We start from the raw sequence: 15587 nt of genomic DNA, 5'->3' as shown, positions 1-15587 counted from the left end.
CCTTTTAGTTACATTTGAGGAACTAAAGGTCAACATAGCCGATCGCCTTTTCCACACAAGAGGTGACGGATTGTTATCTTCACGAAGTGTGATTGTTGGCGTCGTTTAGGCAATTAACACCATAAAAACCACAAGTGGCCGCGCGCGGAATTTGCGCGTGATCACAGGATTTTGCGGTACAGCCGTCGCGGGTGGCCGATATTGCCGTACTGCATCTCGACGCCAATAAATCCGATCTCTACGCAATATTCGAGGTAGCGGCGGCCGGTGGTTTTGCTGATGCCGATGTTTTCTACCACCTGTTCAACCGACCAGCTGCTGTGCGGTGCTGCGTTAAAAAAGCCTTTCACCCGTTCCAGCGTAATCGACTCAATGCCTTTGGTGGATGGCGCGGCAGGCGCGTCACTGGCTGGCAGGTTGAACAGCTTATCCAGCGCCTGTTGATCGACATTCTTCATCTGGCGCAGGGTCTGCACCAGCAGCATGAAGCGCTCCAGCGACGCGCGCAGGCGATGGAAAAACACCGGTTTCAGCAGGTAGTCAAAGGCGCCGCTGCGCATAGCGTGGCTACAGGTTTGCATGTCGCTGGCGGCGGTGATGAAAATCACCGAGCACTCAAAACGCTTCAGCAGCGGATCGTCAATCAAGGTTACGCCCTGACCATCCGGCAAATAGTTGTCGAGCAGCAGCAGGCGTGGCTGATGCGCGGCAATCAGCGCACGCGCCTGCGCCAGCGTGGCGGCAATGCCGACCACGCGCAGATGAAAGTTCTGCTCAATATATTCACGATGCAGATCGGCCAGATGCGGCTCATCTTCCACAATCACCACATCAAGTGGCTTAGCATTATTCATGGGAAAGTCCTGTTAATGCGGCGGGCTGGAACGGAATAAACACCGAGAAGATGGTGCCCTGCGGTGAGTTGTCGCTGATCTCAATGCTACCGCCCGCCTGCTGTACATAACCTGCCGCCAGATAGAGGCCGATGCCGTGCTCAGCACCGAACATATCGTCGTTGCTGGACGGCTTGCTGGTGACGCCTTGCTCAAACAGATGCGGTTTAATGCTGTCATCGATGCCGCAACCCTGATCGGCCACTTCGATTAACAGCTCCTGATTACGGCCAGAAATATACAATTCTATCGGGGCGGCGGGCGTTGTGGCATTGAGCGTGGCGTCGACGGCGTTATCCAGCAGATTGCCAATCACCGACATCAACGCCGTTTCACTCAGCGCGGCAGGAATGCGGCTCAGCTGGCAGGCCGGATCAAATTTCAGCCCCACGCCTTTTTCCCGCGCACTGACATATTTCCCCAGCAGCAGCCCACAGAGCGCGGGCGAGGTGAAGCGCGCCGAGACAAAATCCAGCACCTGCTGCGCGCCAGCTGATTGCGCATGAATGTAGCGCATCGCGTCGTCGTAACGCTGCATCTGTAACAGGCCGACCAGCGTGGCGGTCCAGTTCAGCTGTTCATGACGCATGATGCGTAAATTATCCGCATAGCGTTTCACCTGGCTCAGCTGGCTGCTCAGCGTATTGATGTCGTTTTTATCACGGAAGCTGCATACCCAACCGCCAGGCTCGCCGGGTTCCAGCTCGATCGCCACCCGGTTAACGATCACCTGACGCTGATTGAGCACGGTAACGTGATCGTGAGTTTTCACCTCATGCTGGCGCAAAAACGCCGGAGGAATCTGCAACACCGCATCCAGCGGTTTCCCCAACAGTTCACTCTCACTCTGCTGAATATCCAGCAACTCGCGTGCGGCGCGGTTGATGAGAATCAGCTGCCGCTCCGCGTTCACCGCAAACACCCCTTCATACATCGCTTCCAACAGCGCCTTTTGTTGCAGCACCAGCAGGGCGATATCTTTCGGCTCCAGCCAGAACATCTGTTTTTTCAGGTTGCGGCTAAACATCCAGGAAAAGATAAACAGCAGCAACAGCAGCGCCACGCCATACAAACTGGCCTGCCACAGCAGGCTGACGTTGATATTGGCAATATAGGAGGTGAGATAACCCACCGAGACAATGCCAATCACCTGATGCTCGGCATTCAAGATCGGCGCCTTACTGCGCAGCGATACGCCGATGCCGCCTTTGCGCACCGAAATAATGGTTTTGCCCTGCAGCACCTCGGCATTGTCGCCGCCAATCATCGGTAAATTGAGGCGCTCCGGTGATTCCGAGTGATAGAGATGGTGTTCTTGCGTGTCGCCAATCACGATATAGCTGGCATCACTTTGGTTGCGCAGCGGCTGGATCAGCGCGGCGATGCCGGCGATATCGCGGCGCGCCACTTTCTCCGCCAGGCCGGGCATCAGCGCAATCTCACTGGCCTGCACCCGCGCGCGCTGCCCAAGATCGTGATGTAGCTGGCGGTCGATAAAATGAAACAGAATGGTGCCCAGCAAGGCGAGCAGCAGGCAGGAAAACAGCACCAGCGACAGGAAGAGTTTTACCTGGAAAGATAATCTGCGTTTCATACAACCTGCAGTAAAGAGAAACTGGAGAGAGGCATGGCTGGAGACTAGCACGCGAAAATGCGTGCCGTGACACGCTATCTTCAGAGTTGTGAGCTGGCTTCAATCCCGGCGCGGCTTAGGCGCTGGTTACTGTTGGCACCATGTCAGCGATATTCCCATCTTATTCCTGGTATTCGCCTGCTGTGGCGCTAATCAATCGGCAAAAAATCAATTCACCACGGCTAATCTATGCGCCGTTATTTAATCCAGCCTTTCTCTGAGTAAATTCCGGTTTGGCCTGGCAACCATTGACCTTATAACCCTGAGTGGTGAGAATGCCGGGAAAAGTTTTGAATTAGATCGCAAATTTTGGGCATTAAGCCCGTTGCAGTGCGACCGCAAGCGCCGCACTGAATTAACGCCACTTGCACTCATCGGAACGCAAAAAGACGCGCCGAAGTAATAAAAGTGCAGGGCACACAGCAAATATCGTTAATGTCGTGACGTTCGTTGAGAAGGCCCGTCTGTTGATGCACCTACTCAGCCCCGGTCGGCATTTCTTGTTTTTGGTAATGAGCGCGATAAAAACGCCAGCGTTTTTTAACTCTCATTACCTGACAGATAAAAAATTTAATTTAAGTACGCCGTGAATGGCGTGGTGACGCTATTAAGCCAAATCACCGCAAGATAAAACGTAACTGGCTGAAAATTAACTGAACTCTCACGAGCGCAGCGCAGCCTTTTTACGCCTGAATAGTGGGTTTTTGTGTAGTCAGTAAACAGGTAGCTGCAAGCCTGGGGCGGTAGCCTGCCTGTTTTACCTGACGAAAGCAGAATAAATCTGCACGGTTTATTTGGCGATTATCTTATTTAGCGATCTTTTTACAGAGAATTAAAGGCCAGTTTTATTTGACCTGAGGAAACTCTGAAATAGACAGGCAATAAATGTTAAGCCGGGCGCAAGCAACGTGCACTGTTAATCACTGCAATGTTCAGCGAATACTTTTTCCGCCCGCAACTTTTACTCCGACAGAGTCCAGAGGTTATATGCAAAATCCCGTTAACGACGTTTTAATCAGCGTCATCGTGCCGGTGTATAACGCCGCGGCGTATCTGGAGCGATGCATTGACAGCCTGCTACAGCAGGAAGAAAGCCGTTTTGAAGTGATCTTTATTAATGACGGCTCCAGCGATAACTCGCTCGCGATATTACAGAATTACGCCCATTACCCACATTTTCACATTATCGACAAAACCAACGGCGGCGTTTCATCGGCGCGCAATCAGGGCATTCGCGCCTCGCGCGGCAAACTGCTGTGCTTCTTAGACGCCGATGATTTTCTGCCGGCCAGCGCATTTGCCACCTATGTGCGGCTGATGCAAAACAACATCGCCATGGTGGGTGGGGAATCGCAGCACTTCACGCCGCAAGGCGATCCGCTCGATTTCCCGGCCAACAGCAGTGACGTGCGCCAGTTGACCGCTTCGGCGGCGATTAACGATCTGCTCTATTTCAATCCGCGTCACGGCATCTGCGACAAGGTGTTTCGTGGTGATGTGATTCGTCAGCATCAGCTCACCTTTAACGAAGAGATTTATAACTTCGAAGATCTGCTGTTTGTGGTCAATTACCTGCACCTGCAACAGGATCGTCAGGTGATCTTCACCCAGCAGGTGGTTTATCACTATGTGGAATCCACCAACTCCGCCACGCGATCGGCGTTACGCGAGAAGCATTTCTCCTTTGCGCGTTCGTTTAATGGCATGCAGGCGTTTTTATCCGCGCAGCATAGCCGCTGTTATTACCATCTCTATTTAAAAGTGACCTCGTCTTATATCTATAAAGCGCTGCACAGCGACGGATTCAGCCGCGCCTTTATTGATGAATATATTTCGCTCTACCGTCGCAGCTTCAAGTCCTATTTCACATCAGGATTGATGCTCAATCCGTGGAGCCTGTACTTTGCGCTGTTTTTTGTCAGTCCACGACTGGTATCGCGTCTGCGCCGCCTGGCACAGAAATAAACGCTGAGGTTGAGTTGTGAAAGATAAATTAAAAAATTCTCTGTGGATGATCGCTGAAAAGCTGATTGCGGTGTTCGGCCTGATATTTGTCACCTCTTATGTGGCGAAATATGTGGGGCCCACCACCTTCGGCATTATCTCGATTTCGATGCTGGTATTTCAGTTCATCCAAAGCATCGCGCTGATGGGCAGCGATGTGATTCTGCTGAAACGCTTATCGCAAAATCATCACTCCGGCATGCGCTTAATGATGGCGACCTTTCTGCTGGTGTTAGTGATTTACGGCATTCTGGCAGCCAGCGGCATGCTGATTATGGACGAAGAGTGGAGTGCTGAAGCGCGGGTATTTGTCTGCGCAGCGGCGATTGCCTGTCTGTTTTCTTCGCTCGATCTGGTCAATATCTACAACGAGGCGATGCTTAATGCGCGCCTGAATGTCATCGCCAATCTGGCGGGGCTGGCGATCAGTTTAACCGTGCGCTTCTTTATTTCGTATTACGGTTTGGATCCGCAGCTGTTGTCGATTCCGATCGTACTGGCGACCTTTATTCCTTTTGCCATCAAACTGACGATATTCCTGAAATACCATCGTCAGGTACCGATTCCGGCACTGCGCCAGATGAAGAAATATTCCCGCTATATGGTGGCGTCCGGTATTTCTCTGGTGTTTTCCGTGATTGCGGTGGCGATTTATACCCGCGTTAACCAAATCAGCGTGTCGTATTTCCTTGGCGTGAAAGAGGCGGGGATTTTCTCTGTCGCGCTGACGCTCGCCACCGCGTGGGTATTTTTACCCAATGCCTTGCTGGCTTCCTTTTTCCCGGCGTTCTTTGCCGAACGTGACGATCGGCAATCGATTATCAAAGCGCAGAAATTACATCTGCTGGTGATAGGTGTCTCGTCGTTGGTGATTCTGGCGATTTGGTTATTGTCCGGATGGTTTATCCGTGACTTTTACGGTGCGGAGTATCTCGATGCGGTAGCGCCAACGCTGTTACTCAGCGTGGGTGCGATGTGCGCGGTGCTAAGCAGCGTGATGGATCGTTTCATTATTAAGTACAACGGATATCGCTATTTAGTGAAGAAAACCTTCGTGGTGTTATTAATTTGCGTGGCCTCCTCTTTATTGTTGGTTCCTTATTTCGGTTTAAATGGCGCGGCCATGAGCGTGGTATTAACCGAGTTTTTATCTTTCTCCCTGCTTAATTACTTTTTCCCTGCTCAACCCGTAATGCGTATTCATCAAATTTTTATCAATCCCAGGAAACTATGGCTGTTATTTAACAATATCAAAACCTCAGACAGTAAAGAGAGTTTATCATGAATGAAAAACCCCTATTTAGTCTTATCATTCCCGTCTATAACTCACAAAAAACCATTAAACGTACCTTACTGAGCGTGCTTAAACAGACGTTCAGCAGTTACGAAGTGATTGTGGTTAATGATGGCAGCAGCGATTCAACCGCGAATATTCTGCAGGAGTTTAGTGCTTATTCGCAGGTCACGGTAATTCACCAAATTAATGCCGGTGTCAGCGCCGCTCGAAATAGCGGAATGCAGCAAGCCAGCGGTGAATATGTGTTATTCCTCGATGCGGATGATTGGGTGGATGATAACTTCCTGATGATCTTCAAACAGAATCTCGATGCCTGGCCAGCGGAATCTGTCGATTTGATGGTGGGCAACCTCAACGACAACCGCGTGGGCAAAGTGTCGCAGGCGGGCTTCTTCAGTCAGGAGGACATTCCTTATGTGCTCGGTGAGTTGGAGATGAGTGATAACATCGGTTATCTGCATAACAAATGTTATCGCCGTCAGATTATTGAGGAGTTGAACCTGCGCTTTTTGGAAGGTATCTCCATGAGCGAGGATCTGCTGTTTAACCTTAAATTCTTCAGCTGCATTAGCAATTTCCTGGTGACGCCGGGTGCGGCTTATCATTATGAAGATGTGGAGGGTTCATTATCGAAGCGTAAAGTGCAATACAGTGAGCTGAAAGTACGTAAACAGTTTCTCACCGCACTGTATGATTCGATCATCAGTAAATATCAGGCCAGCGATCTCGACTATTTCCTTAAAGGCATCTCCAAACGTGTGCTGGCGCTGGATATGCAAATCGTGACCGCGATGTATCACTCTTCGTTTTCACCTGCGGATATTGCCCAGGAAATTAATGAAATAAAGCGGGGTAAATACTCAAAAGGTATTTTCATTCTGCTGAATAAAAATGAAAAATTGAAGTACATGATTATGAATTTGAATACATTCACAGCGTACTATTTTCTTTATGCACTCTACAGAATGCGCGCATTCTAATTAAATTCTCCCGGCGTTAGCCTCTGGACGCATTTGCTGTATCAGAGGCTAGTGGCCGGGGGAGTTGCTCTTGTGTCATTTGCACTACCCGTGGTAACAGCCCAGCGTTGCCACACCTTTCCACTTTCCTCACGCCTTTCTGCTGACTCCCCGTTACTCCTTCTTGCACTCATTCCGCGTCTCATGTCAAATAGCGCCCCATGCAATCGATTGCGCGCATGTTTCGTGCATTTAATGCGGCGCAAAACATCAGGATGCGTGAATTTCATCTCATGAAGCGTCATCCTTTGCGTTCCGGCCGGGCGGAGCAGCCCACGCCATGATTGGTAGCCATCTTTGTGGCTGCATGTTGATAAAGCTTGAAATTCTGGAGAGACAGATGGACAACTCACAAACCGGTACGCTTGGCACCGTAGAAACGGCGGCTAAGGGCTGGCGTAAGAGTGATACCGTGTGGATGCTGGGTCTGTACGGTACGGCGATTGGTGCGGGCGTGCTTTTCCTGCCGATAAACGCCGGTGCAGGCGGGCTGATTCCGCTGATTATCATGGCGATTCTTGCCTTCCCGATGACCTATTACGCGCACCGCGCGTTAACGCGCTTTGTGCTCTCCGGTAAAAATCCCGGCGAAGACATTACCGAAGTGGTGGAAGAGCACTTTGGCGTGGGCGCTGGCAAGATCATCACCTTGCTCTACTTCTTTGCTATCTATCCGATCCTGCTGATGTACAGCGTGGCGATCACCAATACCGTTGATAGCTTTATCGTGCATCAGCTGGGGCTGGTTTCGCCGCCGCGTGCGCTGCTGTCGCTGATTCTGATCATCGGCATGATGACGGTGGTGCGCTTTGGCGAGCAGATGATTGTGAAAGCGATGAGCATACTGGTGTTCCCGTTTGTGGCGGTGCTGATGCTGCTGGCGGCTTATCTGGTACCGCACTGGCATGGTGCAGCGCTGGAAACGTTGTCATTAGATGCGAATGTAAGCGGCCACGGCATTCTGATGACGCTGTGGCTGGCGATTCCGGTGATGGTGTTCTCCTTCAATCATTCGCCGATTATCTCCTCTTTTGCTGTTGCCAAACGCGATGAGTACGGCGCAGGCGCGGAGAAGAAGTGTTCGCGCATCCTGGCGAACGCCCATCTGCTTATGGTCGTGACGGTGATGTTCTTTGTGTTCAGCTGCGTGCTGAGCCTGTCGCCCGCCGATCTGCAGGCGGCGAAAGATCAGAACATCACCATTCTCTCCTATTTAGCCAACCACTTTAATGTACCGATGATTGCGTGGATGGGGCCGATTGTGGCGATGGTGGCGATCACTAAGTCGTTTCTCGGGCATTATCTGGGGGCGCGTGAAGGGTTTAACGGCATGGTGGTGAAGTCGCTGCGCAGCCGCGGTAAAACCGTCACGCCGCAGCGTCTGAATCGCCTGACCACCGCATTTATGCTGCTGACCACCTGGCTGGTGGCGACGCTGAACCCCAGTATTCTGGGCATGATTGAAACGCTGGGCGGGCCGATCATTGCGATGATTCTGTTCCTGATGCCGATGTATGCCATTCAGAAAGTGCCGGCGATGCGTCAGTACAGCGGAAAAATCAGTAACGTGTTTGTGGTGATCGTTGGCGTGCTGGCGATTTCGTCGATTGCTTATTCGCTGGTCAGCTAAGCATATATATCAGAAAGGTCGCCAGGCATGGCGACCTTGTCATCATTACACCGCAGCCGTTTTAAACACACTCATCGACTGCGCCAGGCGATCTGCCTGTTCCTGCAACGCCTGCGACGCCGCTGAGGCTTCCTGCACCAACGCGGCATTCTGCTGCGTCACCGCCTCCATCTGCGTAATCGCTGAGTTGATCTCGCTAATCCCGCTACTTTGCTCGCTGCTGGCAATGGTGATTTCGCTCATAATATCCGCCACGCTCTTCACGCTGTTGACCACTTCACCAATCGTTGAACCGGCGTGCGTCACCAGACGGCTACCTTCATCCACCTGCGCAACCGAATCCTCAATCAACACCTTGATCTCTTTCGCGGCAGATGCCGAACGCGCCGCCAGGTTACGTACTTCGGTGGCCACCACGGCGAAACCACGGCCTTGCTCACCGGCGCGTGCGGCTTCGACCGCGGCGTTAAGGGAAAGTATGTTGGTCTGGAAGGCGATGGAATCGATCACGCTGATAATATCGACGATCTTCTTCGAAGAGAGCGTAATGGCTTCCATCTTCTCGATCACCTGTTCCATCACCACGCCGCCTTGCTTCGCCACGTTGGAGGTGTTGGCCACCAGCTGATTGGCTTCCCGCGCGTTTTCGGCGTTGTGCTTGACGGTGGCGGTCATCTGTTCCATCGCCGATGCGGTCTCTTCCAGCGAGCTGGCCTGCTGTTCGGTGCGTGATGAGAGATCGATGTTACCGCTGGAGATTTGATTCGAGGCGACAGCAATGGTATCGGAACCGGCGCGCACATCGGAAACGATAGTGAGCAGATTGTCGTTCATCGCCTGCAGCGCCTGCATCAGCACGGCGGTTTCATCTTTACCGCTGATTTCAATGTGCGAGCTGAGATCGCCTGCCGCGACTTTTCCGGCGATTTCCACCGCTTCATTCAGCGGACGCACAATTGAACGCGTCAGCATAAAGCCTAATACGATGGAGGCCGCAATGGCGAGAGCGGAGAAGATTAGCGTCATCTCAATAGCGGATGAGCCGTTATCAATAATCTTCGCGCCTTCTTGCTGTAACTGCTGCGATTGCGAATCGGCAAACGCCACCGCGCTCGCCAGGAAAGCGTTTTGCGTATCGGTAATGGATTTCAGTACATAGGTGCTGGCGGCGTCTGCATCGCCAGCGCGTACCAGCTCAATCAGCTGATGTTTCTCGGCCTCGAATTTGTCACTGGCCGCCAGCAGCCCGGCGATTTTCTTTTTACCCACTTCGGTAACCTGTATCGCTTTGATTTTATTCATCGCGTTGTTGGTATGTTCAGTGGCTTCGGCGAGTTGCTGATAACGTTTAACGTTATTTTCCGGACGCGTGGTATCAATCACGATGCCACGCAGATATTTAATTTGATCGTTAACACCGTCACGGACGTCAAAACCGAGACGCACTTTTACGTAACGGTCTTCCACAATCGACGTAATACCGGTTTTGATGTTGTTAATTTTGGTAATCGACGTGATGCCGACAATGACTAACAGTGCCACCACTAAACCAAAGGCGATGCCCAAACGGACGCCGACCTTCATATTCTTTAAGCTCAACATTGGTTCTCCCCGTAATGCCAAAAATTGATGTTTTCAAGACGGAAAAGCAGGCAAGGCGCCCGCATCAGGTTGATGTTTTCTAAGATGAAAATCGTTGCGCAGCGTGACAAAACTGGTATGGCAGCACCGGCGCTATCAGTTATCGGTTGTGGATGTTTTAACTTTAATTTTTTAGAGGTACGTCACAGTTTGGTTAATGACGTTAACATCGATTTGTGGCTGGGCGGGGACGTTGGGGACTTTGTAGGGTGCGCATTCATGCGCACCTGGTTAAAGGGGCGCATGCATGACGTAATGCTTGTCAGTTAATAAAGCATTTCGCTTTAAATCTGGTGCGGGCTCTGACACCTCTGCTGCGTCACGGGCCGTCCTCGCGCCGCTAACGCGGTGCCTTCGGCTTCCACGTCGTGCCAACTGACCGTTCACGGATCGGCCGTCCTGGCCGGCCCGAACTGCCTCACGCATCCATGCGTGAGGCTCCAGGCCCAACGTAAAAGCCTCAGCGCTGCGAATGGCCCTTTTACCGTAGCAGACGCGCCAGCGCCTCTGGCAAATGTGCCGTTTTCAACAATACGCACTGAAGCTTAAGAGCAGGCCGAGGGCGCTTTTGGGCAGGCATTCCGCAGCGCTGAACGAAGCGAGAAAGCCAGGAGAGCCCGCAGGACGCGGGCGAAAGGCGGAGCCGGGACAAGGAAGTCCCGTCTCCGCCGGTCCGTCAGGCAGACGAGCGAAGTGAAGGCACCGCGCTAGCGGCGCGAGGACCGCCGGACCAAAAGTGCCCCCGGCCTGCGCACTCGTCGTTGGCTTATCGGACCAGCATTACGCCATAAATGGCGGCGTTAAGATGGAACGGGATAGACGAATTAACGCGGCTTTTTCAGCACGCCGTGGATCACATTCGACAGCTCGTTGATTTCGAACTTCGCCACGTAACCATCGGCACCGACTTTGCGCACATGATCTTCGTTGGCGCTGCCGGAGAGTGAAGAGTGGATCACCACCGGAATCTGGCGCAGGTTGTTATCGCGTTTGATGTTGCGCGTTAAGGTAAAGCCATCCATCTCCGGCATTTCGAGATCGGTCAGCACCAGCGCGATCTTGTCGTGGATCGACTCACCATTAGCAGCCGCTTCTTTCTGCATCTCGTTAATCTTGATCCAGGCTTCCAGACCGGTGTTGTGCATAATCGCCGGGATGCCCATGCTTTTCAGGCCTTGCTCCAGCAGCTGACGCGCCACTTTGGAATCTTCCGCCACAATCGCCACCTGGCCCGGCTTCAGATTGAAGTCTTTGGCGGTCTCTGCGCTTGGCTCAACGCCGCGCACTGAAGGAATGATGTCATACAGAATCTGCTCAACGTCCAGTACCATCGCCAGATTATTGCTTTGGCCGTCGGTATCCAAACAGGCGATGCTGGTGATGTTGCGGCTACCGATGCCCGCTTCCGCCGTGTGCACCTGGCTCCAGTCGAGACGCACAATGTTCTCCACCGATTCCACCGCAAACGCCTGAGTGCTGCGCGCATACTCAGTCACCAGCAGCAGGTTAAGGCCGGTTTCTGGTTTGCAGCCGGTGACGGCGGGCAGATCGATAACCGGAATAAACTGGCCGCGAATACTCGCCATGCCAAGCAGCGGCGATTGCATGCCAGCGGCGCGGGTGATGGTGGGCATCGGCACGATTTCACGCAGTTTAAATACGTTGATGCCGTACAGCTCAGATTTGCCTTTCAGCTGATCGGAACCCAGTCGGAACAACAGCAGTTCGAATTTATTGGAAAGCGCAAGGTTGGCGCGTTCATCGATCTCTTTCTGAAAATTATCCATCATGGCCTCGGAGCAGATCTGGGCTGAGTAAAGGGCAGGGCAATATCGCCATGATTAACTTATCGGCAGAAGAGAAAAAAAATGAAGGGGGAGATAGCGGAAATTTTAGCGTGAGAGCGATCGCCCTCACGCGGGTACCCTTTACTTCAGCAGAATGGCGCGCACGCTTTTGCCTTTGATCTTGCCCTCTTTCAGCTTGATCAGCGCTTTCTTCGCCTGAGCGGCGTCGATGGCAACATAGGCGTGGGTGGCGGTCATATCGATCTTGCCGATCTGATCGCCGCTGAATCCGGCTTCACCGGTCAGCGCGCCGAGAATATCGCCCGGACGGATTTTGGCTTTGCGGCCGCCATCAATGCACAGCGTCATTTTGGTCGCCGGCAGCGATTTGGCGCTGGTGCCTTTCAGCGAGCTGGAGGAAACCCAATTCAGCTTCTGCTGCAGATACTCTTCCAGCGCATTGGCGCGCACCATTTCGTCGGGGGCGACAAAGCTTACCGCCAACCCTTTCTCACCGGCGCGACCGGTACGGCCGATGCGATGAATGTGCACTTCCGGATCCCACGCCAGCTGGAAATTCACCACCAGCGCCAGCGATTTAATATCCAGACCGCGTGCAGCGACGTCGGTGGCGATCAATACGCGGATGCTGCCGTTGGCGAAGCGAATCAGCACGCGCTCACGATCGCGCTGCTCCAGATCGCCATGCAGCGCTAACGTACTGATATCACGCTCGTTCAGCGCGGCAGCAACGTCGTCACACTCGCGCTTGGTGTTACAGAACACCACGCAGGAGGCCGGTTGTTGCTGGCTGAGCAGCGCGCCGAGCAGGCTGTGGCGCTCTTTGGCGCTGGCTTCAATAAACTGCTGCTCGATGGTCGGTAACTCGGTTTTATCTTCGGTGGCGACTGCCAGCGCATCGCGCTGAAAACGCTGGCTGAGACTGGCGATGGTATCCGGCCAGGTGGCAGAAAACAGCAGCGTCTGGCGTGTTTCCGGCGTAAAGCCGATGATCGCTTCCATATCGTCGCGGAAGCCCATCTCCAGCATACGATCGGCTTCATCCAGCACCAGCGTTTGCAGCTGGCTGAGATCAAGGTTGTCGCGCTTCAGGTGATCGAGCAAACGGCCCGGCGTGCCGACCACGATATGTGGCGCATGCACTAAGGAATCACGTTGCGCGCTCATTGGCTGGCCGCCGCACAGCGTCAGAATTTTGATGTTGCGGGTAAAACGCGCCAGCTGACGCAGCACGTTGCTGACCTGATCGGCCAGTTCGCGCGTCGGGCACAGAATCAGTGCCTGAGTGTGGAACTGGCTGTTATCGATGCGGTTCAGCAAACCCACGCCAAAGGCGGCGGTTTTGCCACTGCCGGTTTTCGCCTGCGCACGCACGTCGCGCCCTTCCAGAATCGCGGGCAGGGAAGCGGCCTGAATCGGCGTCATGGCGTCGAAACCCATCTCGCGCAGGTTATCGAGTTGGCTGGCGGGCAGTTGCGTCAGGGTAGAAAAAGCAGTCACGGGAAAGTCTCTAATTGCGGGTAGGATGGCGGCGGTCAGTCTGGCAGAAAGGGGCGTGATCGGCAATGGCAAAAGCGCTTCTGCTGCCTGCCTGAAAACCGTTAGCGTTATAGCAGGCTTGTCTCGTTTTTATACGCATACTGTTGCGAAGTTCTAATGCTTTTGAGGTTGATTTTATTCTGCAATGAAGGCGCTAAACCTCGTCATATGCAACGAAAAAGGAGAATTAGCGTTATTAAACAAGCATTATCAGGGTTTGTTAATGCTTACTTATAAGTATTGTGCTAATGAATGGCTTCGCTTAGGTAAAATTCTGATTAAAACGAATAGCCGATTTGCTTTATATTTACCCCGCCGTTTGGCTAATCAGTAAATACCCATAATATTTCAGAGGTCATTTCATTGAGTCATTATGTCCAGGGACAAAACGAAGGCATTCTGAAAATCGTCGGCCGCGCCGTGTTAACGCTGCATCTGCATGGAGAAACCTTATCTTCGGATAAAGTCAGCTCTATGATTGCCTGTTACGCGGAAGAAGAGCCTGTCAGCGACGATGAAAACCAGCGGCTGTATGCGCTGGCGATTCAGATGCTTTCGTAAAATCCAGCACTCATCGGGTGTGCGCATGCCGCCTGTTTAAGTCGTACGTAAAGCCTCCTTGCGGAGGCTTTTTTGTTGGGGTGGTGCAGCAATTGAGACGGTCGCCATGAATGGCGACCCTACGGCAAGGTGCGTATTGATGCGTATCGGGGAATATCAGGCGCTGAACACCGGTAATCCGCGGTGGAAGGTGGCGCGGACCGGGGAGATGCGGGCGACGGCTTCGGCGGAGCAGCTGGCCTCGACCAGCATCATGCTGGCTTCATCGTCGACCTTCGGCCACTGACGTTCGCCCTGATTCGACAGCGGCAAAATCCCGCCAGTGGCGATATGCAGCGCGCGGCTCAAACCGAACTCATCGGAACCGCGATACAGCTGCGCGTACAAATTGGCTTTCTCCAGCATGCTGCCGGTGCCAAACGGTGACCAGTGATCGATCACGCTGTCCGTGCCGGTCATCACCGTGATGCCCGCCGCCTGCAACTGCGGCAGCGGCATGGTCAGCTTGCCAATCGGAATGGTCGACGCCACGCTCATCTGCTGCTCGGCCATGCCCGTAATCATCTGATCCAGCGCTTTGCCTTCCAGCGTGCCGAGCGCAAAACCGTGGCTCAGCGTCACTTTGCCCTTCAGCTGCGGGTTTTTCGCGATGGTGTCGATCATGTACTGAATGGCCGCCACGCCGGATGGCGAGGTTTCGTGCAGATGGATATCTACGCCGCGCTGGAAATCGAGGGCGATCTGGAACATCGCATCCAGCGACGCCTGCATCGCGCCATCCACGTTGGTGGGATCCAGCCCGCCGACAAACTGCACGCCCATCTGCATCGCTTCGCGCATCAAGCCATCAACCTTCGAGTGCAGTAAACCGTGCTGCGGGAAGGCAACGATTTCACACGGGAATTCCGGATGATTCGCCAGCGCCAGCTTGAGATGCTCAAGGCTTTTCAGGCCGCTAACCGGATCGATATTGCAGTGGCTGCGCGCTTCGGTGGTGCCCTTGCTGTGCAGCAAACCAATGATCGCTTCGGCACGCGCCTGCGACGTTGGCAGCAGTTGCGGGATCAGCACCTGTTCGCGCGCAATCATATCCATGATGGTTTTGCCCTGACGCGGACGCGGCGCTTCCCACGGACCACCGTAAAAGGTTTTGTCGAGATGGATATGCATATCGCGGGTGCGCGGCAGCAGCAGGGCGCCGTTGGCATCCCACTGAGGCAGATTGGTGTTGCGCGCTTTGCCTGCGGCATCAATCGCCGCGAAAGTGCCGTCTTTGATAGTGATGTCGTACAGCGCGGTGCGCGTGGCGATCACCTCTTTACCGTCGCGCTCAAAGCCCTCTTCGAGGCGGACATTGAGCAGCTGGTAATGCGCAACGCGCGGTGGCGGCGTGTGCGGCTGTGTGCTGTTAGCGAGCAGCGGTGAAGCGGGCGCAGCGTAGCTGATGCCGGCGGCCAGCAGGCTTCCGGCGGCGGTCAGACTGAGAAATTCACGACGGCTGGGAGAGGTCAGTTGCATCAGCGGTTCCATCAAATGAGAAACGCTTAATCTGGCAAAACTCA

General features: G+C 53.4%; 12 protein-coding genes. 6 read left to right on the top strand and 6 right to left on the bottom strand.

Annotation, left to right across the window (positions count from 1 at the left end; genetic code table 11):
- Nucleotides 1-161: 161 nt before the first annotated feature.
- Both K5Y30_RS07910 and K5Y30_RS07905 read right to left on the bottom strand, forming a co-directional pair.
- A complete protein-coding gene (locus K5Y30_RS07910; protein ID WP_110867792.1) occupies nt 162-854 on the bottom strand; it encodes a response regulator in 693 nt (230 codons plus the stop codon).
- On the bottom strand, nt 847-2487 hold the full coding sequence (locus K5Y30_RS07905; protein WP_222210843.1) for a sensor histidine kinase: 1641 nt from the start codon (nt 2485-2487) through the stop codon (nt 847-849). The genes K5Y30_RS07910 and K5Y30_RS07905 overlap by 8 nt, the downstream gene beginning before the upstream one ends.
- Before the next feature lie 1026 nt (nt 2488-3513).
- On the opposite strand from K5Y30_RS07905, the gene K5Y30_RS07900 reads away from it, so the two are divergent.
- The 4 genes from K5Y30_RS07900 to K5Y30_RS07885 all read left to right on the top strand — a co-directional run bounded on the left by K5Y30_RS07900 (nt 3514) and on the right by K5Y30_RS07885 (nt 8476).
- Nucleotides 3514-4491, top strand: coding sequence for a glycosyltransferase family 2 protein (locus K5Y30_RS07900; RefSeq protein ID WP_222210842.1), 978 nt, complete (start codon nt 3514-3516; stop codon nt 4489-4491).
- A gap of 16 nt (nt 4492-4507) precedes the next feature.
- A complete protein-coding gene (locus tag K5Y30_RS07895) occupies nt 4508-5815 on the top strand; it encodes an oligosaccharide flippase family protein (protein WP_222210841.1) in 1308 nt (435 codons plus the stop codon).
- Entirely contained in the window at nt 5812-6807 is a 996-nt protein-coding gene (locus K5Y30_RS07890) for a glycosyltransferase family A protein (RefSeq protein ID WP_222210840.1), read from the top strand. The genes K5Y30_RS07895 and K5Y30_RS07890 overlap by 4 nt, the downstream gene beginning before the upstream one ends.
- Before the next feature lie 379 nt (nt 6808-7186).
- Nucleotides 7187-8476 carry an HAAAP family serine/threonine permease gene (locus K5Y30_RS07885; protein WP_101762498.1) on the top strand — a complete coding sequence of 430 codons (1290 nt, stop codon included), beginning with the start codon at nt 7187-7189 and terminating at the stop codon, nt 8474-8476.
- 45 nt (nt 8477-8521) lie between these two features.
- Here K5Y30_RS07885 and K5Y30_RS07880 read toward each other — a convergent pair whose 3' ends face one another.
- Complete coding sequence (locus K5Y30_RS07880; RefSeq protein ID WP_110867787.1) at nt 8522-10078, bottom strand: methyl-accepting chemotaxis protein; 1557 nt, start codon at nt 10076-10078, stop codon at nt 8522-8524.
- Between the two features lie 84 nt (nt 10079-10162).
- Here K5Y30_RS07880 and K5Y30_RS07875 point away from each other — a divergent pair, with 84 nt between their 5' ends.
- Nucleotides 10163-10387: a hypothetical protein gene (locus K5Y30_RS07875; RefSeq protein WP_222181511.1), complete on the top strand. Its 225-nt coding sequence runs from the start codon at nt 10163-10165 to the stop codon at nt 10385-10387.
- 554 nt (nt 10388-10941) lie between these two features.
- Here K5Y30_RS07875 and K5Y30_RS07870 read toward each other — a convergent pair.
- Both K5Y30_RS07870 and dbpA read right to left on the bottom strand, forming a co-directional pair.
- Entirely contained in the window at nt 10942-11904 is a 963-nt protein-coding gene (locus tag K5Y30_RS07870; RefSeq protein ID WP_008105989.1) for a chemotaxis protein, read from the bottom strand.
- Nucleotides 11905-12045: 141 nt separating this feature from the next.
- Complete coding sequence (gene dbpA, locus K5Y30_RS07865; RefSeq protein WP_222210839.1) at nt 12046-13425, bottom strand: ATP-dependent RNA helicase DbpA; 1380 nt, start codon at nt 13423-13425, stop codon at nt 12046-12048.
- 402 nt (nt 13426-13827) lie between these two features.
- On the opposite strand from dbpA, the gene K5Y30_RS07860 reads away from it, so the two are divergent.
- Complete coding sequence (locus K5Y30_RS07860; RefSeq protein ID WP_137385234.1) at nt 13828-14025, top strand: hypothetical protein; 198 nt, start codon at nt 13828-13830, stop codon at nt 14023-14025.
- 156 nt (nt 14026-14181) lie between these two features.
- On the opposite strand, the gene K5Y30_RS07855 is transcribed toward K5Y30_RS07860, so the two are convergent.
- Complete coding sequence (locus tag K5Y30_RS07855; protein WP_222181512.1) at nt 14182-15543, bottom strand: amidohydrolase family protein; 1362 nt, start codon at nt 15541-15543, stop codon at nt 14182-14184.
- Nucleotides 15544-15587: the final 44 nt, after the last annotated feature.

Source organism: Pantoea sp. DY-5, assembly GCF_019795955.1.
GTDB classification, from domain to species: Bacteria; Pseudomonadota; Gammaproteobacteria; order Enterobacterales; family Enterobacteriaceae; genus Pantoea; species Pantoea leporis.
The sequence above is the reverse complement of the archived record's forward strand: the minus strand, read 5'-3'. Positions and strand labels throughout refer to the sequence as shown.